This is a genomic window from Kitasatospora sp. NPDC096140 (genome assembly GCF_040303045.1).
Classification (GTDB): domain Bacteria; phylum Actinomycetota; class Actinomycetes; order Streptomycetales; family Streptomycetaceae; genus Kitasatospora.
The window spans coordinates 348,523-367,180 of record NZ_JBEOUW010000001.1 but is presented as its reverse complement, the minus strand read 5'-3'; the positions used below and the strand labels follow the sequence as shown (position 1 = coordinate 367,180).

Genomic DNA, 18,658 nt, shown 5'->3' with positions numbered 1-18,658 from the left:
AGTCTCTTCCCCCGTGTGTCGGTCATGCGCCGGGCTGGCCCCCGGTGGTCGAGGCGGGGGCCGGCTGGGCCGACATGACGCAGACGGTGAACAGGGCCACGCTCTGCGGCGCGACGGTGTCGACGTCCTCGATCACCAGGCCGGGGGTGGAGGCGGTGCCGAAGGCGGAGTCGCCGGTGACGGTGCCGAAGGTCAGGAAGGTGCTCATTGCTGCCGGAACTCCTAGGTCGTTGCTCTCGATCAGTTGCGAGGCCCACGCTGTTGCGGGGCCCGCGCCAAGATTCTGCGAAACGGGGAAATGGCGGGGACAGTGCTGCGGTCACTTCCGGCGTGTGAAGACGTCATACCGGCCGGCCGACCGGAGGGTCGACGGACGGCGCGAGCCGGGCCGGCCGGCGGCCCGGCTCAGGCCGAGCGGACGCCGGCCGGGCCCTCGTACGGGGCCCGGACCGGGCCGCCGTTCGGGCCGCCGGGGGCCGTGAACGGCAGGACCTTGCGCGACTGCCCGCCGAGCAGGGCCATGCCCAGCGGGGTCACCGTGTGCAGGGCGCTGCTGCCCACCCGCCGGGTGCTGATCAGCCCGGTCTCCCGCAGCACGGTGGCGTGCCGGCTCGCGACCCCCGGCGACACCCCCAGCCGGGCGGCGAGCTGGGAGTTGGTGGAGGTGTCGGTCAGCAGGCGCAGGGCGGCCGCCCTGGTCTGCCCGACGAGCGCGCTCAGCGCCTGGCACTCGCCGTCGTCACCGGCGTGGCCGTCCGGGGCCGGGGCGTCGTCCCACCCGGAGACCAGGCCCGGCGCGGCGGCGAAGACCAGCACGGCCTGGCCGCTGTCCCGCTCGTGGGCCACCAGCCGGCCGGCCTCCCCGGGCAGGAACACCGACGGCTTGAGGACCAGGCCGCGCCCGTCGAGGGCGAGGTCCACGTCCGGCCCGTCGTCCACCTCCAGGACCGGCGCCTTCCAGGAGATCCGCGGGTGCAGCGTCGACAGCAGCTGCTCCACCCCGCCGCCGGCCGCGACCCTGCCGTGCGCCTCGCACACCGCCTCCAGCCGTTCGAGGATCCGCGCCCAGTACGGGGACACCCCGGCGCGCCACACGTCCAGCGCCAGCCGGGTGCCCTCCGCGCGGGAACCGGGCGTCCGCTGCGCCGTCTCCTCGCGCCCGGCGCGTTCGAGCAGCCGCAGCGGCAGGTTCTCGGCGCCCCGGGTGAGCGGCACCGGCAGCGCCGCCCGGGTGCCGGCCCGCAGGGCGTTGCGGACGGCGACGCACCAGCGCACGCTCGCGTCGTCGCGCCAGGGCCGGGTCAGCAGCCGCAGCGCGAACACGCCCTCCATCAGGGGCCCCAGGCTGCTCTGGAGCCGGACGCGTGTCAGATCGGTACCGGTGAAGTGAATCCGCTGCATCGAGGCCGCCCCGTTACGTCGCTGTCGTGGTACCTCGACACTGTGCTCGCGGCGCCCGCGGGAACAGTGCCTGGCTCCCGTGGGCCGGGTGCGTACGTCACGTCGGCGGGCATGAGAATCTCAGGCGCGCGACCCGCGCGCGGGCGACGGTCACCGGCCGGGCGTCACGTCACCGACCGGGCTTTGGTCATGGTTACGGAAAACCGCAGCAGGACCGGGCGGTTGACCTCATGGTGGCGCCCCGCTCCCGCGCTCTAGCGTGAACGGCATGATCGCAACGTTGGCTTCCGCGTCGCTCGCCACCGCTTCCGCCGAGCCCGCAGGCGGCATCGCCGGATGGGCCGTCGACGTCATGACCACCCTCGGCGCCATGGGCGCCGGCCTGACCAACCTGGTCGACACCGTTCTGCCGTTCATTCCCAGCGAGATCATCCTCCCCGTCGCCGGGTTCGCGGCCGGGCAGGGCAAGCTGAGTCTGCCGGCCGTCATCGTCTGGACCACGATCGGCTCCATCGTCGGCTCCTGGATCGTGTACGCCGCGGGCGCCCTCCTGGGCCTGGAGCGGACCCGCGCCCTCGCGGCCCGCATCCCGCTCATCAGTGCGCACGAGATCGACAAGGCGGACGCGTGGTTCCAGCGGCACGGCCGCAAGGCCGTCTTCATCGCCCGCATGGTGCCGGTGGTGCGCAGCCTCATCTCCGTACCGGCCGGGATCCAGCGCATGCCGCTGCTGGCCTTCACCGCCATGACCGCCGCCGGCAGCCTGATCTGGAACACCGTGTTCGTGCTGCTCGGCTACTGGCTGGGCGACAACTGGCACCTGGTGGAGGAGTACGGCGGCTGGGTGTCGAAGGGCGTCGTGGTGGTGGCGGTGCTGGTCATCGCCCGCTGGTTCCTGGTGCGGATGCGCCGTCGCCCGAGCGCCCGGCACCGCGGCTGAACCCCGCGCCCCGCGCCCCGTACCCGCACCCCGGAGACCCGCGCCGCACACCGGCGCGGGTCTCAGTCCTGGGACCGGTCAGGAGTCCGTGCCGGCGCCGCGCCGTTCGCACTCCCGCAGGAACGTCAGCTTGGACAGCAGGCTGCGCTCGGCCCGGACACCGAGGTCCTTCAGGTGTTCCTCGACGAACCCGGTGAGCCGCTCCAGCTCGGTGTCGAGCAGGGCGTGGTCGATGCCCTCGTGCACGCGGGTCTTCAGGTACTCGACCTCGGCCTGGCGCAGCTTGTGCCCGCCGGCCACCGTGACGTCGTCGATCTCGATGCTGAAGAGGTGCCCGGTGGCGGCCGACTCCAGGTTGACGTCGAAGCGTGCCCTGACCAACGGGGGCAGGCGGTGGAAGGAGAGCTCGGGGTACTCGCGGGCCAGGAAGGCGTCGAGGTCGTCGCCCGGGATGTCGAGGTTCAGCCGGAACTTCTCCCCGCGCCGGAGGGCGTCCTGCTCGAAGGTCTTGATCTTCATCAGGTACCTGCCGTCGGGCATCTTCGTGAAGCCGAAGTAGCCGGCGTGCTCGCGGGGGGCGAGCACCTCGAAGGTCTCCTGGCCGTACTGCCAGCGGGTCAGTTCGTAGCCGGGGTCGAGGAAGAAGCCGGGGTACCGGCCCTGCTCGGCGGCCTCGCACATGGCCTGGGCCAGCGTCCAGATGCTGACCTCGTCGAGGAGGTTGACCTTCTGCTCGATCTCGATCTCGGGTTCGAGGACGGTGAAGGCGCTGCCCTCGAAGACGACCGAGTCCGCCAGCTGCGAGGAGTACCCGAGGGCCTCGCGGACCAGGTCGGACGGATCGGTCACGGCGGCGTGCGGGAACCGCGCCACCCGGACGAAGAGCACGCCCACGGACCGCACCCGGGAGCACATCATGACCTCGGTGAGCCGCTCCGCGCCGGACCCGTGGGTGCGGAGCAGCATCAGCGGGGCCAGGGCGGCGAGGTCGTCCCGGCCGAGGGCGCTGAGGGCCGGACCGGGCCCGAGGCCCGCCCACACCGGGGCGGCGGGGTCGGCCGGGGCCTGCACCGGCCGGCCGCCGTCACCGTCCAGGACCAGGACGCTCGTGGCGACCGTGTCCTCGGGGCGCAGGTGCGCGGTGGCCAGGTGGGTGCCGCCCGGTTCGGGGGCGAGCTCGACCACCAGGGTGGGCGTGTTCCCTCCGAGGACCTGGTACTGCCGCGAGATGTCGCCCAGGACGAGGTGCCTGGTGACGGTCGCGGCGGTGGGCTCGGTGCGGGTCTGGGGGGTGTTCATCGCTGGATCACTCCTTCGCTGCCCCGCGGTCGGCGGGGCGGGTGGGTCGTACGGGGTGGGCCTGGCGGGGGCGTCGCGGACCGTTCGGCTCACTCCCGCAGCAGGCTCAGGCACAGCTCGGCGGCGGCCCGCAGCTCGGAGACCGGAACGCGTTCGTCGACCCCGTGGGCGAGGCGCTGCTCCCCGGGGCCGCAGACGTAGGTGGGGACGGCGAACCGGCGGCGCAGGGTGCGGGCGTCGGTCGGTCCGGGATAGACGGGGTCCGGGTGGGCCGGGGAGCCGGCGTCGCCGCAGGCGGCGACCAGCCGGTCCCACAGCGGCGTCACCGGGCTCTCGGAGGCGTCGGCCGTCATCAGCAGCTCGCTGCGCCAGGTGACGTCCTCCTCGGCGAGGCAGTCCGCGAGCAGGGCGCGGACGGCCTCCTCGGTCGCCTCGGGGCTGCCCGGAGGCAGCCGCAGGTCCCATTCCGTGCGGCAGCTCCCCGGGACGGCGTTCACCCGGGTGCCCCCGGTGATCCGGCCCAGCGTCGCGGTGACCGGACCGCCCGCCGGGTTCCCGGCGAACCGGGCCGCCGCGGCCGCCGGCAGCCGCTCGGCGAGCCGGCAGGCCGCCAGCACCGCGGAGACGCCGTCCTGCGCGCGTGAGGCCGGGGCCTCGCGCCCGTCCAGGTCGACGCCCAGCCAGGCCACACCGCGTTCCATGCGGTGCGGGACCAGCCCGGTCGGGGCGAGCACCACCGCGCCCTCCAGGGGTGGCAGCCGCAGGGTGTCGGCCAGCGCCTGCCAGCCTGCCCGGCCGCCGCGCTCGCCGTCGGCGGTGAACACCAGCAGGAGGTCGCGCGGGCCGGGGCGTCCCGCCGCGTGGTGGGCGAGGGCGGCCTCGACCGCGGCGGCGATGCCGCCCTTCATGTCCGTCGAGCCGCGTCCCCACAGCTCGCCGTCGGCCACCACCCCTTCGAAGGGCGGCCGACGCCAGTCCTCCGGGACGGCCGGGACGGTGTCGGTCGCGGCGGTGAGCAGGAGGGTGGGCCGCGATCCGTCGCACGGGCCGTACCGCGCCAGCAGATTGGGGCGCTCAGGCACGTCCTCGACGATCGTGAGCTCGTCCGCCGAATCCGCGAGCACGTCCGCCAGGAGGCGTACCACGGCCTGTTCGGTGGTGAGCGGGTTGTCGCTGCGGGTGCGGACGAGTCGCCGGGCCAGCGAGACCAGTCGCTGCTCGTCCACGGCCGGTTCGGCGGGGGCGGGGCCGGCTGCGGGGCGGGGGAGGGGAGGGGGCGGTGTCGTCATGCCATGAGTCCCGGGTCGGTGCCCTCGCCCGAGGCGCGGACGAACTCGGCCGCCTGGGAAGGGCCGTACGGCTGCATGTACTGCCCGGCCCGCGCGTCCCGCAGGATCCGGGCGGCCGGGTGCCCCCACCGGTAGGCGGACGCCCCGGCGGCCGACAGGGCGAGGTCGGAGAGGGCGAGCGCGGTGTCGTGCGAGCGCAGCCGGCACAGCTGCCACTCCCGGGCGAGGGCCAGGGTGCCCCGGCCGTCCGCGGGGTCGTGGTCGTCGAGCCGGCCGAGGAAGAGCTCCACCAGGGCGCGGGTGCCCGCGAGTTCCCGCTCGGAGCGCAGCGCGGCCGCATCGAGCCAGGCCCCCGGGCGGTCGGCGCCCGCGCGCCGGAGCGCGGCGAGCAGGGTGCGGTGCGCGGCGGTCGCCAGGCCCAGGTAGATCCCCAGCATGGCGCCGGAGCTGAGCATCCGGCCGCCGAGGGCGCGCGGGTCGTAGGTGCCCCAGGGCCCGCGGACCGCGAGGCTCCAGGGCAGGGCCTCGGCGTCGTGGAAGTGCACGGTCCCGCTCGCCGAGCCCCGCATCCCGAGGCCGTCCCAGTCGTCGGCCACCGTCGTCGCCGCCGAGCGTGGCACGATCGCGCTGCCGAGGCGGTCGCCGTCGGGGGTGCGGACGCGGAGCCGGACCGCGAAGTGGGTGGCCGCGGGGGCGCCCGAGACCATGATCTTCCGGCCGCTCACGGTGGCCGTCCCGTCGGCGCCGGGGTCGGCCGAGGTGCGCACGGTGAAGTAGCCCGCGCCCGCCTCGGTCGCCGCGCCCGCCACGAAGGCCGAGCCGTCGGCCATGGCACGCAGCAGCCCCTCGGACCCGGGGTCCGAGGGGCCGGCGGCCAGGCCCAGGCCGCGGGAGAGCTGCATGTGCAGCACCAGGGCCGCCGAGGCGTCGGCGGAGGCGATCCGTTCGAGGCAGGCGGCGGTGTCGAGGAGGCTGCTCACCCCCAGGCCGCCGTGGGCCGGGGGCACGGTGGCGCCCATCAGCCCGGCGGCGGCGAGGGCGCGGTGCGCCTCGGTGACGTAGCTGGCCTCGCGGTCGTGGCGCTCGGCGTCGGCGGCCACGGCCGCGAGGCAGCCCTCGGCCCGTTCGACCGCAGACCTTCCCCGGGGCGTACGGGGCTGCAGGCACCACGCGGCGTCGGCGCCGGGCGCATCGGGCGGCGCGGCCGTCACCGGGCGCCTCCCGCGGGTGGGAAGGGATGGATGCCACGGGTGCGCAGGAAGTCCACCGAGGGTTCCAGCCGTTCGTTGTCGTGGTCGATGCCGACGCCGACCATCACGTCCGCGTGCGGGGCGTACCGGCGCAGGCAGCGGTCGAGCTCGGTCCAGTCCACCGTGCCGGAGCCCAGTGCCAGGTCGGAGTCCTGGTCACCGTGGTTGTCGCCGTACTGGACGTAGGCGGTGGCCGCCCCGGCCAGGCGCAGCCAGTCCTCCAGCGGCACCGACCCGTGGACGTTCCAGTGCGCGACGTCGAAGCAGAGCCGCAGTCGGGGGGAGTCGAAGTCCTCGACGAGGGCGAGGCTGAGCTCGGGGGTGCGGTCCCACATGTTCTCCAGGAGCACGGTGACGTTCCCGAGGTCCTGGTCGCGCAGGAAGGACAGCCAGCCGCTGCGCCACTGCCGGTCGTAGGCGGGCTCGTTGAGCATCGGCAGGTGGTTGCTGTGCAGGATGAGGAACTCGGCGCCGAGCCGTTTCGCCCATTCGATGGACGCGGATATGCGGAGCGCGGAGGCTTCCCGGACGGCGCGGTCCGGGGAATGGACGGATATATCGATGTAGGGGCCGTGGACCACCTGGACGAGATCGGCGCCGCCGGAAGACTCCAGGAAATCCGCGAAGTATTCATCCAGCATGTCCAGATTTTGCGGGTATGCCGGTTCGATCAGTTCGAACCGAAAATCGTTCGATCTGGCCACGTTGACATAACGGGAAACGTCGTGCAATCTTGGCTGAATAGTGACGCGAGGCACTTTTATCCATTCATGCGGGTCGTCGTGGAGGTGGCGAAAAGTGGGGTCCGAGATTCGGAGCGGCTATCTGGTCGCGGTGGTGGGAATCGACGGTGCCGGCAAGACGAGCCAGGTGGCACGGCTGGCCGAATGGCTTGAGGGACTGGGGAGCCCGACCCGGCTCTTCCTGAACCAGACGCAGCTCCCGGTCCGTCAGGCCTTGGACGCGATCGCTCGGGAGGACGGCTTCCCGGGACACCTGGACATGATCGGGGCCGACACGATCAGGCTCATTTCGGCCTGTGCGAAGCTGTCCGCGCTCGCTCCCGTCGGCGACGTCCTGAACACTCCCCGCGCGGTGGCGCTCGCGGACCGCTACACGGTCTGCCAGTACGCCGCCGTCCGCCTGCAGAAGGCGGACAACGAGGAATTCCTGCGGCGCCTCAACCGGGGCCTTCCGGAGCCCGACATCACCCTTTTCCTGGACGTCGAGCCGGCCGTCGCCCAGGAAAGGATCAGGCGCCGCGGAATCGACGAGGAGACGCTTGAGTTCCTCGTCGACTACCGGGAGGCCTACCGCTCCCTCCCGGAGTTCGACGATTTCGTCGTGGTCGACGGGAACGGATCGTTCGACGAGGTCCAGGAACTCCTCCGCAAGGAGATTCAGCGGGCCCTGCCGGAGGCGGTGGCCGCGTCCGCCGCGGTGTAGACGCTGAGGTGGGAACGGGAGTCGGCGGTGAACGGGCGCCGGCTCCAGTTCTCCCACCGGTCCTCCAGGCGCAGGCCCGCGCGCTCGGCCATCGCGTCGAGCTCCTGCGGCCAGCTGTAGCGCACCCGGGTCGGGTACAGGGCGAACCCGGCTTCCGTCACCTCCAGGTCGAGGGACTCCACGACCTGGGTCTGCGCGTCGTGCCGTGACACCTGCAGGAGCAGGCTGGCGGCGCCGAAGTCCTTCACCCGCAGGGCCGCCGGCCCGTCGAACTGCTCGGGCGCGGGCACGAACGCCTCGACGACGAACCGCCCGCCCTCGGCCAGGTGGCCGGCGACGGTACGGAAGCAGGCCTCCTGCTCCGCCGGGTCGTCGACCAGGAAGAGGGAGTTGAAGGCCACCCAGACCAGCGGGAAGGACCGGTCGAGGGCGAAGTCGGTCATGCTGCCCAGCACGCCGGTCACCCGGTTGCCCCCCGGCGCGCGGTCGAGTTCCGCGAGCATCTTGGGCGAGCTGTCCAGCCCGTGGACGGCGACCCCCTTCTCGGCCAGCGGGATCGCCAACCTGCCCGTCCCCACCCCGAGTTCCAGCGCGGGACCGGCGCCGGCCAGCTCGGCGAGCAGGCCGACCGCCTCGGGCACGTCGTTGCGCCCGGCCACCTGCCGGTCGTACACCCCGGCCCGGGAGTCCCCGTACGAGGCCGCATCCCACCCCTGAAACGCGTTCACAGCACACTCTCCTCGATCGGCGTCTGCCGTCCTCCCGGCGGGGAGGACGGCAGACGAAGCGGGCTTGCCGACGGCTCTCAGGCCTCGACCTTCGCCAGGAACTCCTGCCAGCGCGTCTTCTGCGCCTCGGTGGAGCCCTCGCGGCAGACGTGGTCGCGCAGGTCTTCGTCCCAGGTGATGGGCTCCGGGTCCTTGTCCGCGAGCTTGGACATGCCGTCGAGCAGCGAGTTGTCCATGCCGGGCAGCAGCTCCGGGATCCAGTACGCGAGGTAGTAGAAGACGCTGCGCCCGGGGCTGAAGCTCGGGTTGCGGTTCTCGTAGTTCTCCAGGCTGAACGCCGGGTAGGCGCCGTCGCCGATCTTCTTCGGCACCTTCCAGATCGGGTAGCAGAAGGTGACGTCACCGATCTTGCGGAAGGGGGCGGGCAGCGGGAGCAGACCGCGGGAGACCCGCGCGATGTGCTCGGCGACGATGTCCTCCCGGTTCGCGCCGGTGGCGACGAACTTCATGCCGCGCTCGACGGCGTAGCGGGTGAGGACGCGGCGCAGCAGCCAGGTGCCCATGAATTCGAGGTCGGCGTCGGGGAAGTACTCCCGGAACACCTCCTTGACCGAGGCGAGGTCCTTCAGACCGGACAGTCGCGCGGTCTCCGACTCCTCGACGACGTTCAGCTCGATGCCGTGCGCGGAACACAGCGCGCGGGCGTTGTCGACCTGGGCGTCCCAGTCCGGGATGCCGAGCATCATGACCGGCACCACGCGCTCGGGCTCGAAGTAGCCGGACTCCATCAGGGTGGAGAGCAGGACGTTGGAGTCGCCGCCGCCGGACGTCCCGACGACCAGGCCGTTGCTGCGGTCGCCGGGCCACTGCTTCAGCACGTCCGTGACGCTGGCCCGGACGAACTCGAAGCACTCCGCGGCGGACATCTGGGTGTGCACGCGCTGGAAGGCGCCGCTGTCCTCGGTGGGGAAGGTCCACTCGGTGGTGGCCTCGTCGTGGAGCCGCGCGCTGGAGGCCTCCACGCCGAGCAGGCCGGGAAGGTTGATGTTGCGGGTGACCCGGGCGAACACCTCACCATCGCCGCCGGCGTCGCCGGGGCGGGCCGTGGACGCGGGAACGAAGACGGCCCGCCGGTGCCCGTCGCCCCCGTGGCCCTCGATCCGGTAGGTCCACACCGCCGAGAGCGGGATTCCGTACAGCCGCAGCAGTGCGCCGACGGTCGGTGCGCTCTCGTGTTCCAGGAGGTACTCACCGTGGTTGGTCTGCAACCGGACTCGCATATGCCGTTCCGTTTCGTCAGCGGGTGGATCATCGTCAATGCAAGTGCCGCTGGTGAGGCGCCGAAGCGCCTCACCAGCGGTCTCAGGACACCGAGGAGTCCCGATGAGTGGCTACGGTCAGCCGGTGGCGACGATCGAGTTGCAGCAGGCGACGGACTCCAGGCCGCTGTCCGTCGTGGCCGCGTCGCGCGCACCGAGCACGCCCAGGTTCAGGGCCGCAACCGGCTCGAACTCGACGAGAACGGCAGCCGGGGCGTTGACCAGACCAAGTTCGGTCTTCATGGTTCTCAGCTCCTCTCTAGTTGGATGGTGCATCCGTCAACCGCGCCTGGCGGCGCGGCTGTTCATGGGGGCGTCAGGACGCCCGGTAGGGGAGGAAGACGGGCTCGGGGTCCGGGGCGCCGGGGCGCAGCTGCCCCTCGGCCTGCTCGGCGATCCGCCGCGCGATGTCGCGGCAGTCGCCGATCCGGCCCTGGCGGGCCCGTTCCCGCATCTCCCGCGCCTCGGGGAACTCGCTCTCGGGCAGCTCCCACAGGGAGCGCTGCATGGCGGTGTCCATGGCGCCGGGGGAGACGCAGAAGGCGCGCAGTCCGGCGGCCCTCTCCTCCGCGGCAACGGCTTCGGTGAGGCGTTCCACCGCGGCCTTGCTTGCCGAGTACGCCGCCCAGCCCGGGCGCGCCGAGCGCGCCGAGCCGGCGGTGAGATTGATCAGTACGCCGGCGCCCGGACGGCTGCGGACGTGTCCGGCGAAGACGGAGCTTCCGTTGATCACGCCGAGCAGGTTGGTGCCGAGGATCCGGTTCCAGCGCGCCAGGTCGCCGTCCGCGACCCGGAACACCTCCATGACGGCGGCGTTGTTCACCCAGACGTCTATCCGGCCGTGCCGGTCGACGACGGATTGCGCGAATTCACGCACCCGCTGCTCGTCCTGTACATTCACCGAAGCATGTTCCGCCAAACATTCCGAATTTTCGGAAGGAATGCTCCGCGATGCTCCGGCCACCAGGAATCCGCGTTCTTCGAATTCTGAGCAGAGAGCTCGACCGAGACCGCGACTTGCACCGGTGATCACACAAACTGGCTGGTCAGAGTCGTTCGACATCAACACTAACCCCCGTTGTGTGATGAATTAAGCGCGACTTGGCAGGTATTCTCGGTGAAGCGGAGACATCGCTCCGAAGCTTCTCCCGGATGCTGCTCCCGAGTGTTTCACCCGGGCTGCTTCCCTTTGCCTCGAATGAGTCTAGGACGCTCTCCGCGGCGGCGGCAAGAGTTTCCCGGTGCTTTTCTCGGAAGATTCCCGGCGGATCCGCAAGGTTTATAGTCGAAGAATCCGGAGAATGCCGCCGAAGCCGCTCAGGGACGGGACGGCCCGGCTGCGTCCACGATGCGCCGGCGCTTCCCGTTGCGGCGCACCTCACGGAGGACCTTCCGGTAGAAGGCCGGATAGCTGACCTCGGAGTGTGCGGCGTACCGCCGGGCGAGCGGATGCCGCTCGGCCAGTCTGTTGACGGGCACCACCATCGCCGCATGGTGCTCCACGTGGAAGTTGTTGCCGTTGGTGAACCAGCGGCTGAACCTGCTCCCGCTGATCGTCCGGGTGTTGCGCAGGACGTCCGTGCTGCCGCCGGTGTCGCACAGGACGTGCTCGGGGAGCTCCAGGAAGAAGTGGATCGGGATCGAGAGCAGGAGTGGGAGCCCCCACAGCAGCAGCACGGCTCGGCCGTGCCCCAGGCCGGCCGCCGCGCCGGCCGCGAGCACCGCGACGCCCAGCAGACGGTACTCGCCCATGACGTGGCGTCTGGCGCGTTCCCCGATCTGCCCCCGGGCGTACGTCCACGTCCCCGCGCAGCTGCGGGCGACGTCCGCCGCGACCTGCACCAGCCGGCCCGGATCCCCGGCGCCGCGCAACAGGGCGCTCCAGGTCAGCGGTGCCCGTGGGTCGAAGCCGAAGAACTCGCTGTCCTGCGCCGTGCCCAGGTACTTGTGGTGCTGCAGGTGCTGGACCCGGTAGTGGCTGTAGGCCGAGAGGAGGGGAATCCCGATCAGCACGCCGACCGGCCGGTGCGGCGCGGCGCTGCGGAAGGCCGAGTGGTGCAGGCACTGGTGCTGCAGCTCCACCAGGTGCGTGTACATCGCGGCCAGCAGGATGACCCCGCCGGCCGCCGCGGGTCTCCAGCCGCTCAGGGCGAGCCATCCGCCGAGACAGCAGAGGGCGACTGCCGCCGCCAACTTGCCGACGAAGACGAACTCGTCCTTGCGCGAAACTCGCGCCCGCTCGAACAGTAACGCCGACGCGCCCCTGCTGGTGTCCACGTCACTTCCCCCGTCCACGCCGCCTCCCCCGTCCACGCGACCTCCCCGGTTTCCGCCTCCCGGCCCGGCGCTACTCCCAGGCCACGGTGGTCTCGTCGGGATCGGTCCGGTAGACCTGACGACCCGTCAACGAGTTGACGATCCGTGCGCTGCGCCAGGCCACCAGCGACAGCAGCGTGTCGTTGATCCCGTGGCCCGCCTCCGAGAACCCCTGGCTGTAGACCCGCAGTGCCGCCGGTCCGTCGAAGTCCACCGAGTAGTCGGAGTTCACCTCGAACATCCCGTCCCGAAGCGCGAGTTGGCCCTGAATCGGCTTGAGGTACTCCGGGATCCGCTTGTGGTAGCCGGTGCAGAGGATCAGCAGGTCGGCCGGCACCGACTCGGTGGTGCCGCGGTTCCCGTCGTGCAGGGCCAACCGGTACCCGGGCCCGTCCTGCGTCAGGTCCACGGCCCGGCGCGAGGTGAGCAGACGGTGCGGCATCCCCGCCCGCAGCACGTGGTCGAGGTGGTAGAGGCGGCGGTAGACCGCGCCGAGCAGCTCGTCCGTGATCCCGTCCCCGCCGGCGTTCAGCTGCTCGGTGACCAGCTCGCCGCGGCGCCGGGCCGACAACCCGTGGAAGTACTCGGCGTACGCCGAGGAGAACCACTCGTTGGTGAACGGCGAGTCGTCCAGGGGCTGGAAGCCGGGGCCGCTGGAGGTCCAGGTGAGGGAGGCGGGCAGCGCGCGCTCGTCGGACAGCAGGTGGTGGACGACCTCGGCGCCGCTCTGACCCGCCCCGACGACCACGACCCGGCGGCCCGCCCACTCCGGGCGCACCCGGGTGAAGTCGCTGCTGTGCAGCACGTTCCTGCCCTCGTACGCCTTGGCGAAGGACGGCAGCCGCGGTTCGGCACCGGAGCCGACGGCGATCGCCCGGGTGCGGTGGGTCTCGCCGCCGGCGCAGGTGACCTCGAAGCGGTCGCCCGAGAGCGCGACGGATTCGACGCGGGTGCCCCACCGCAGCGAGGGCAGCTGCGCCGCCGCCCACTGGTAGTACTGCTCGAACTCGCGCCGCGAGCAGCTCAGACCGTTGGCCTCCAGGAACCGGAACGCCCTGCCCTCCTGGACGATGAAGTTCAGGAAGGAGAACCTGCTCCTCGGGTCGACCAGGGTCACCAGGTCGCGGAAGTGCGTGACGGTCAGCTGCGAGTCGGAGAGCATCAGCCCCCGGTGCCACTCGAAGCCGGGCTTGTCGTCGAGGAACAGCGTGCTCAGCTCGGACAGCGGCTCGGTCAGGGCGGCGAGGCTCAGGTTCGCCGGCCCCACACCGATTCCGATCACGTCGTGGTCAGGCATCGTGGATCTCTCCCTCGGGGACGGCGGCGGGGCGGCTGGGTGCTGCGCCCGGGCGGCCGGGCGCAGCGGTGGGGCGGTCGGGTGCTGCGGCCGCGACCTCCGCGGTGGCGGCTGGGCGTGGCGGCCGCTGGCTCACCGCCAGTACTCGTTCTGGATGCCGGCGATCCCGGCCATGAGCGTGGCCTCGTCGGGAGCCCTGAGCACGTACGAGTCGAGGAAGTCGGTGGAGTGCCGCACCCCGCCCCGCCCGTTCCCGGCCCCGTGGTGCTCGATGTGCTCCACGACGCCGAGGTCGGCGAACCGCCCGGGGTCCACTCCGCGGGCTTCACCCCCGCCGGGGTAGAACGCGATGAAGCCGCAGGTCCCGGTGGCGGGGCCGGTACCGAGCGTCACCGGAAGCCCGGCGTCGAGGCGGATCTGGGTCTCGACGATGTTGAACCCGTACTGCCACTGGATGACCGGCGGAATGACCCCGCCCGGGGGGCGGCCGGCGACCTCGCAGAAGACGAGCTCGTCGGAGTCCGTGCGGAACAGCTCCAGGTGCGTGGTGCCGTCCTTGAGGCCGAGAGCGGCCAGGACGGACGCGTTCATCGCGCGGATGCGCCGCAGCAGGTCCGGGTCGTCGACCAGGACGGTGCCGAAGACGCCGCCCGGCGAGTAGCCCGCCGGGTCCGTCAGATAGGTGCCGACACTGGCGAACCGGATCTCGCCGTCCACGACCACCGAATCGCAGTGGTAGATCCGGCCCTTGACGAACTCCTCGATCTCGTAGTGCGAGCCGGACAGGTCCAGGCCCGCCACCACCGCGCGTGCCTGGTCGAGGGAGTCCACCATGTACAGGTCCTTGGCGGCGAGCCCCCACCGGCTCTTGATCACCTTCCGGCCGGTTGTCCAGTCCACCCGGTCGAGGTCCGTCGGCCGGTCGAGCGCCGCGAAGGCGGGCAGCGCGGCCGCCCCGGCCTCCCGGATGACCTCCTTCATGCGCAGCTTGTCGCGGAAGCGCACCGCGGTCTCGTAGTCCATCCCGGGCAACGAGAACGTCGAGCGCATCTCCGCCGCGAGCAGCACGGCCCGCTCGTGCACGGCGATGACCCGGTCGATGGGGTGGTGGCGCAGGGTCCAGGAGCAGAGGTCCCGCCAGCGGTCGAAGTCCTCGGTCTCGCAGACGGCGACGTGGGGAAGCGGGTGGTCCGCGAAGCCGTCGAGTCCGCCGTGGGCCCGGTAGCGGGTGACCAGGTGGATGTCGACCTCGGTGACCGGCAGGATGTGCGCGCCGCCCCGGCTGAAGTGCGAGTAGTGGTGCTTGTTGATGAAGAGCGCGGCCGGCTTGCTCATCGCCCCGCCTCCCCGGCGTTCCCCGCGGCGCACGGTTCTGCGGGGGTGGGCGGCCCGGCGGCGGACGGTGCTGCCGGGACGGCGAGCGGTCGGCGCAGCGAGCTGCTCATCAGGTCGAAGCCCGTCAGTCGTCGGATCAGGTCGTTCTCGTCGTCGGTCCCCGTGCCGTGGCTCGCGGTGAGGATCCGCACGCCGCCGTCGCGCAGGGCCAGGCGGACGAGTGCGGGACCGGCCGGCAGGCCCGATGCGTCGAGCAGTCCCGTCAGTGCCGCCAGTGCCGGGCCGTACTCCTCGGGCGGCAGCGCCCGCTCGGGGAGCACCTGCTCGGGCCGTGTGGGGGAACCCCCCTCCTCCATCGCGGCGACCCATCGGTGCGCCCCGTCCGTTGTGAAGGTGTGGGCGCGCAACACCCGCTCCCCGTCGCCGACTTCGGGATCACCGGCCGCGGCCAGGGCCTTCACCGCGTCGACCGGCGTGCCCGGGGTGCCGAGCAGGGCATTGGCCGTCGCCGCCGCCAGGGCTCCGGCCCCGGTCAGCGAGAGGACCGTCACCGGGTTCAGCGGGCGCAGTACGGTGTCGACGAAGTCGGTGAAGTAGGCGGGGTCGGCTGAGGGCCGGGTCTCGAAGTCGACCGAGTAGTAGTCGGTCTCGTCCCCGGCCAGCTCGTGCACCGGTGAGCCGGGCCGCTGCACCAGGGCGACGCGGCAGCCCAGAGCGTGCGCGGCGCTCGCCACGGGCGCCGTCGCGTCGATCAGGACCACGGTGCGACCGTCGGCCTCCCCGGCTGTGCTCGCCGCTACCATTTCGTTCCCCCGATGCTGTCGTCGATCCCGTCGCCGATCCGCTGTCCGGCTGCGCCCCCGCCCCCGCCCCCGCCCCCGCCCCCGGTGGGGGGCCCGTCGCCGATCCCGCCGACCGGGTCCGCGGCGAAGTGCGCGGCCTCCTCCCGCACGCCGGCCAGTTCCCAGTCCTCCCGGCTGCGGACGTACCGGGGGTTCTCGGCGACGATCGACTCGGTCGTCGTCCGGCCGTCGGCCAGCCGCCAGCGGACCGTCCCGGTGACGGGGCCGGCGAGCTCGGCGGCGAACGCCTGGCAGGCGGAGCGGAGTCGGCCGAACCACCGGCCCTCCACCGCCTCGCGCACCCAGAGCTGCTCCAGGTGCAGCTTCTCCCTGAGCGTCTCGGCGTCGAGGGTGGCGGTTTCGAGGTGGCGGTGCGAGGCCATCAGCAGCCAGGCCGCGGGGGCCTCGCGCACTTCCAGGACCTTCGCCCCGCCGGGCAGGTGCTCCAATCCGGTGTGCCGGCCGAGTCCGTGGGCGCCGACGATCCGGTTCAGGGTGCCGATCAGCTCGACGAGGTCCATGCGCCGGCCGTCGACGGCCACCGGGACACCGGACTCGAAGGCGACCTCCACCGTCTCCGCTCCGGCCGTCGGCCGCCGGGCGGTCCAACGGAAGCAGGACTCCGGGACCTGGTGGTTCTCGGGGTCGTCGAGGATCCCGGACTCGAACTCCCGGCACCACAGGTTGGAGTCGGCACTGGCCGAGCGTTCCGCCATCTCCTCCAGGCCGATGGCCCGCAGCTCCTTGGTCTTCTTCTCGCGGTGCACCGGCTCCAGTTCGTACGGGCTCCCGAACCGGCCGCGGAACCCCAACTGGTCGAGCGCGCCGTTCAGTCGGCGCAGGGTGTTCTGCGAGCGGTTGGCCGTGTGCAGGATGACCTCGGCGCCCAACTCCTCGGCGGTGCGCAGAGCCGCGCGGGCGAACAGCGGCCGGCTCAGCGAGGAGCTGATGGGGTACGAACCCAGGTAGACGGCGTGCGCGGCGATCGCCGGAGCGACGAACTCGCGGGCGAATGCAGCGCGTTCGTCGAGAACGTGCAGTCGGACGCCGAGGCTGTCGGTGATCCGGCCGAGCTCCTGCCGGCTCTCGTCGCCGCCGACGTCCACGCTGACGGCGTGGACGTCGGTGGCCCCGGCCTCCACCAGCCGGTACAGGAGGTAGGAGCTGTCCAGGCCGCCGCTGAACAGCGTCACGACAGGGCGCCGCCAGTCGACCTCGCGAGGTGTGATGTCGCGAAAGGAGCGCACTGTCCTCGTTCTCACGTCACGTCCTTCTGGTTCAGCCGCCGGGGAAGGGGTGGTGTCCGCTCGCGAAGAGCAACCGAAAGTCGAAGTCGACACGGGAAGCGGTTCGCCTGGAGCCCCGAGAGGTCCGGAACGCCCGGGACGGGTCGACTCCTCAGGGGGGGGGCTTGCGTACACCGACTGACGAGGGGAAAGCGCCGCCTGAAGCGCCCTCTGGAGAGCCCTCTGAAGTGCTCTGCTGTGCGTCCGGATGGAATGCTCGATGATCAATTCGCGGCGTTGAGCATAGGCAGACCCGGCTTTGGGAGTCAACAGATCTATGTGAGAACGGAGTTGGCCAGGGGGTGGTCGACCGCAAAGCTGGCGCATGGGACGGAAACTCGCCAAAGCGGGGCAGAGCTGGGGTGTTCACCGGCTCCGCACGGTTCTGTCACGCCTGCCCTGTCGGGCGATGCTTGACATGTCACTGCAGGCGTGGTCATGATGGGTGCGATCTTGCTCGGGCTCTGGTTGCTTTCACCAGCCCGAGTGCGTCAGTCGAAACCGGGGGGTTCGAGTGAGGTGCATTTCTCTGCTCTGCTCGAATTCCGTCCCCGCTTCGGCCGGGCTCTCCGACACACCTTCCTTATCCCCGCACCGTGACCGCCACCGGCGGCACGGTGCTTTCGCGTGGCACGTCGGAGGTGCACTGTGACCGGGAATCCCGCGCCCGCCGGCCGGACGTCGGACAGCAGGGTGCTGCGCGTCCTCATCGCGTCATCGGTGCTCTCGAAGGTCGCCGACTGGCAACTGGGGATCGTGGTCCCGCTGGCCGTGCTGACCGAGTCCGACTCGGTGGCCATGTCCCTGGCCCTCTTCGCACTCCGCGGCGTGAGCTACGTGGCGTCCCCGTTCGTGGGATCGGTCATCGACCGGTTCGACCGGCGGACGGTGCTGGTTCTGGGGCTCCTCCAGCAGACGGTCTGCCTGGCCGTGCTCGCCCTCACCCTCTCCAGCCCGCCGGCCGTGGCGCTCCTGGTCCTGCTCTCCGGCGTGGGCAGCGTGGCCTGCACCATCACCGGCCAGTTCGTCCTCATCCCGTTGCTGATCAGCGCGCCGGCCCGTCCCACGGCGGTCGCCAAACTGAACTCGGCGGTGGAGCTGTCGAAGGTGATCGGCCTGCTCCTGGGCGGCGTCGGCTTCGCGGTCTTCGGCCCGTCCGTCGCCTGTCTGTGCATCGCCGGCCTGTACGTGCTGGCAGCCCTGGTGGCCATGGTCCTGCCGAGGGTCGCCGCCACCCAGACCGTGATGGAACTCCGCCGTGACCTCGCGGTCGGATTCCGCTGGGTGGCGAAGCGGGACATCCTCTGGCTCGTGGTCACCATGTCGCTCATCAACATCTCGATCGGCCAGCTGGAGCCGGCACTCATCGCCGAGTTCGCACGTCAGAAGGTCAACACGAGCGTCATCTCGATGCTGATGGCCACGGGGCTCTTCATGGGGGCTGTCGCCAGCCGGTTCGCTCCTTCCATTCTTCCCCGGTGGAGTACGGAACGGCGCATCCTGGCAGTGCAGGTCGCAGCATTCGGAGGCCTCGCGCTCGTCGCCGTCCCCGTTCTCCCGGTGCGCATCGGTGGATTCATGGTGGAATGCTTCGCCGTCGCGGTGAGCAATGTCGCATCCATCACCTATCGGCAGGAGGCCATTCCTCCCGAATTCGCCGGCCGGGTGAATGCGACCATTCGCATGTTCATCACGGGTGCGGTGCCGCTGTCCGGCTTCCTGTACGCCTGGGCGAGCCGGTTCGACGGTTACTACCAATGGCTGCCGACCCTGGCCCTGTGGGCGATCGCGATCGCGATCTGGGCCGTTTACACCAGGCGCCGGGAAAGGGACGCCGTCCTGATTCCGGTCCCGCAGTGACCACGAACCGCACTTCCCCGGTTCATGAACCGCACCGTACGAATCGGACT

At 71.6% G+C, this 18,658-nt stretch carries 18 protein-coding genes; 3 read left to right on the top strand and 15 right to left on the bottom strand.

Annotation, left to right across the window (positions count from 1 at the left end):
• Positions 1 to 22: 22 nt before the first annotated feature.
• Positions 23 to 208 (bottom strand): hypothetical protein, encoded by a 186-nt coding sequence (locus tag ABT048_RS01570; protein WP_350519245.1) that lies wholly within the window; start codon positions 206 to 208, stop codon positions 23 to 25.
• 197 nt (positions 209 to 405) lie between these two features.
• The gene (locus tag ABT048_RS01565; protein WP_350519244.1) at positions 406 to 1,401 is read right to left on the bottom strand and encodes an ArsR/SmtB family transcription factor; all 996 of its coding nucleotides are present in this window, start codon (positions 1,399 to 1,401) and stop codon (positions 406 to 408) included.
• 268 nt (positions 1,402 to 1,669) lie between these two features.
• On the opposite strand from ABT048_RS01565, the gene ABT048_RS01560 reads away from it, so the two are divergent.
• Complete coding sequence (locus tag ABT048_RS01560; protein WP_350519243.1) at positions 1,670 to 2,341, top strand: DedA family protein; 672 nt, start codon at positions 1,670 to 1,672, stop codon at positions 2,339 to 2,341.
• 78 nt (positions 2,342 to 2,419) lie between these two features.
• On the opposite strand, the gene ABT048_RS01555 is transcribed toward ABT048_RS01560, so the two are convergent.
• From ABT048_RS01555 to ABT048_RS01540, 4 genes are all read right to left on the bottom strand, one after another.
• Positions 2,420 to 3,640: a hypothetical protein gene (locus ABT048_RS01555; protein ID WP_350519242.1), complete on the bottom strand. Its 1,221-nt coding sequence runs from the start codon at positions 3,638 to 3,640 to the stop codon at positions 2,420 to 2,422.
• Between the two features lie 89 nt (positions 3,641 to 3,729).
• Positions 3,730 to 4,929 carry a M20 family metallopeptidase gene (locus ABT048_RS01550; RefSeq protein WP_350519241.1) on the bottom strand — a complete coding sequence of 400 codons (1,200 nt, stop codon included), beginning with the start codon at positions 4,927 to 4,929 and terminating at the stop codon, positions 3,730 to 3,732.
• Positions 4,926 to 6,140 (bottom strand): acyl-CoA dehydrogenase family protein, encoded by a 1,215-nt coding sequence (locus ABT048_RS01545; RefSeq protein ID WP_350519240.1) that lies wholly within the window; start codon positions 6,138 to 6,140, stop codon positions 4,926 to 4,928. The genes ABT048_RS01550 and ABT048_RS01545 overlap by 4 nt, the downstream gene beginning before the upstream one ends.
• A complete protein-coding gene (locus tag ABT048_RS01540) occupies positions 6,137 to 6,883 on the bottom strand; it encodes a sugar phosphate isomerase/epimerase family protein (protein WP_350519287.1) in 747 nt (248 codons plus the stop codon). The genes ABT048_RS01545 and ABT048_RS01540 overlap by 4 nt, the downstream gene beginning before the upstream one ends.
• A gap of 94 nt (positions 6,884 to 6,977) precedes the next feature.
• Here ABT048_RS01540 and ABT048_RS01535 point away from each other — a divergent pair, with 94 nt between their 5' ends.
• Positions 6,978 to 7,625, top strand: a complete 648-nt coding sequence (locus tag ABT048_RS01535) for a dTMP kinase (protein WP_350519239.1) — start codon at positions 6,978 to 6,980, stop codon at positions 7,623 to 7,625.
• Here the strand turns inward: ABT048_RS01535 and ABT048_RS01530 are convergent.
• From ABT048_RS01530 to ABT048_RS01490, 9 genes are all read right to left on the bottom strand, one after another.
• Positions 7,580 to 8,353 carry a class I SAM-dependent DNA methyltransferase gene (locus ABT048_RS01530; protein WP_350519238.1) on the bottom strand — a complete coding sequence of 258 codons (774 nt, stop codon included), beginning with the start codon at positions 8,351 to 8,353 and terminating at the stop codon, positions 7,580 to 7,582. The genes ABT048_RS01535 and ABT048_RS01530 overlap by 46 nt on opposite strands.
• Positions 8,354 to 8,430: 77 nt before the next feature.
• Positions 8,431 to 9,633: a hypothetical protein gene (locus tag ABT048_RS01525; protein WP_350519237.1), complete on the bottom strand. Its 1,203-nt coding sequence runs from the start codon at positions 9,631 to 9,633 to the stop codon at positions 8,431 to 8,433.
• A gap of 117 nt (positions 9,634 to 9,750) precedes the next feature.
• Entirely contained in the window at positions 9,751 to 9,915 is a 165-nt protein-coding gene (locus tag ABT048_RS01520; protein WP_350519236.1) for a hypothetical protein, read from the bottom strand.
• Positions 9,916 to 9,988: 73 nt separating this feature from the next.
• Positions 9,989 to 10,735, bottom strand: a complete 747-nt coding sequence (locus tag ABT048_RS01515; protein WP_350519235.1) for an SDR family oxidoreductase — start codon at positions 10,733 to 10,735, stop codon at positions 9,989 to 9,991.
• A 254-nt stretch (positions 10,736 to 10,989) separates the two neighbouring features.
• On the bottom strand, positions 10,990 to 11,949 hold the full coding sequence (locus ABT048_RS01510) for a fatty acid desaturase family protein (RefSeq protein WP_350519234.1): 960 nt from the start codon (positions 11,947 to 11,949) through the stop codon (positions 10,990 to 10,992).
• 70 nt (positions 11,950 to 12,019) lie between these two features.
• A complete protein-coding gene (locus ABT048_RS01505; protein WP_350519233.1) occupies positions 12,020 to 13,285 on the bottom strand; it encodes a lysine N(6)-hydroxylase/L-ornithine N(5)-oxygenase family protein in 1,266 nt (421 codons plus the stop codon).
• Positions 13,286 to 13,417: 132 nt separating this feature from the next.
• A complete protein-coding gene (locus tag ABT048_RS01500) occupies positions 13,418 to 14,620 on the bottom strand; it encodes an ATP-grasp domain-containing protein (RefSeq protein WP_350519232.1) in 1,203 nt (400 codons plus the stop codon).
• Positions 14,617 to 15,381, bottom strand: coding sequence for a hypothetical protein (locus tag ABT048_RS01495; protein ID WP_350519231.1), 765 nt, complete (start codon positions 15,379 to 15,381; stop codon positions 14,617 to 14,619). The genes ABT048_RS01500 and ABT048_RS01495 overlap by 4 nt, the downstream gene beginning before the upstream one ends.
• 35 nt (positions 15,382 to 15,416) lie before the next feature.
• On the bottom strand, positions 15,417 to 16,709 hold the full coding sequence (locus ABT048_RS01490; protein WP_350519286.1) for an argininosuccinate synthase-related protein: 1,293 nt from the start codon (positions 16,707 to 16,709) through the stop codon (positions 15,417 to 15,419).
• Positions 16,710 to 17,396: 687 nt separating this feature from the next.
• Here ABT048_RS01490 and ABT048_RS01485 point away from each other — a divergent pair.
• Positions 17,397 to 18,608, top strand: coding sequence for an MFS transporter (locus tag ABT048_RS01485; RefSeq protein WP_350519230.1), 1,212 nt, complete (start codon positions 17,397 to 17,399; stop codon positions 18,606 to 18,608).
• Positions 18,609 to 18,658: the final 50 nt, after the last annotated feature.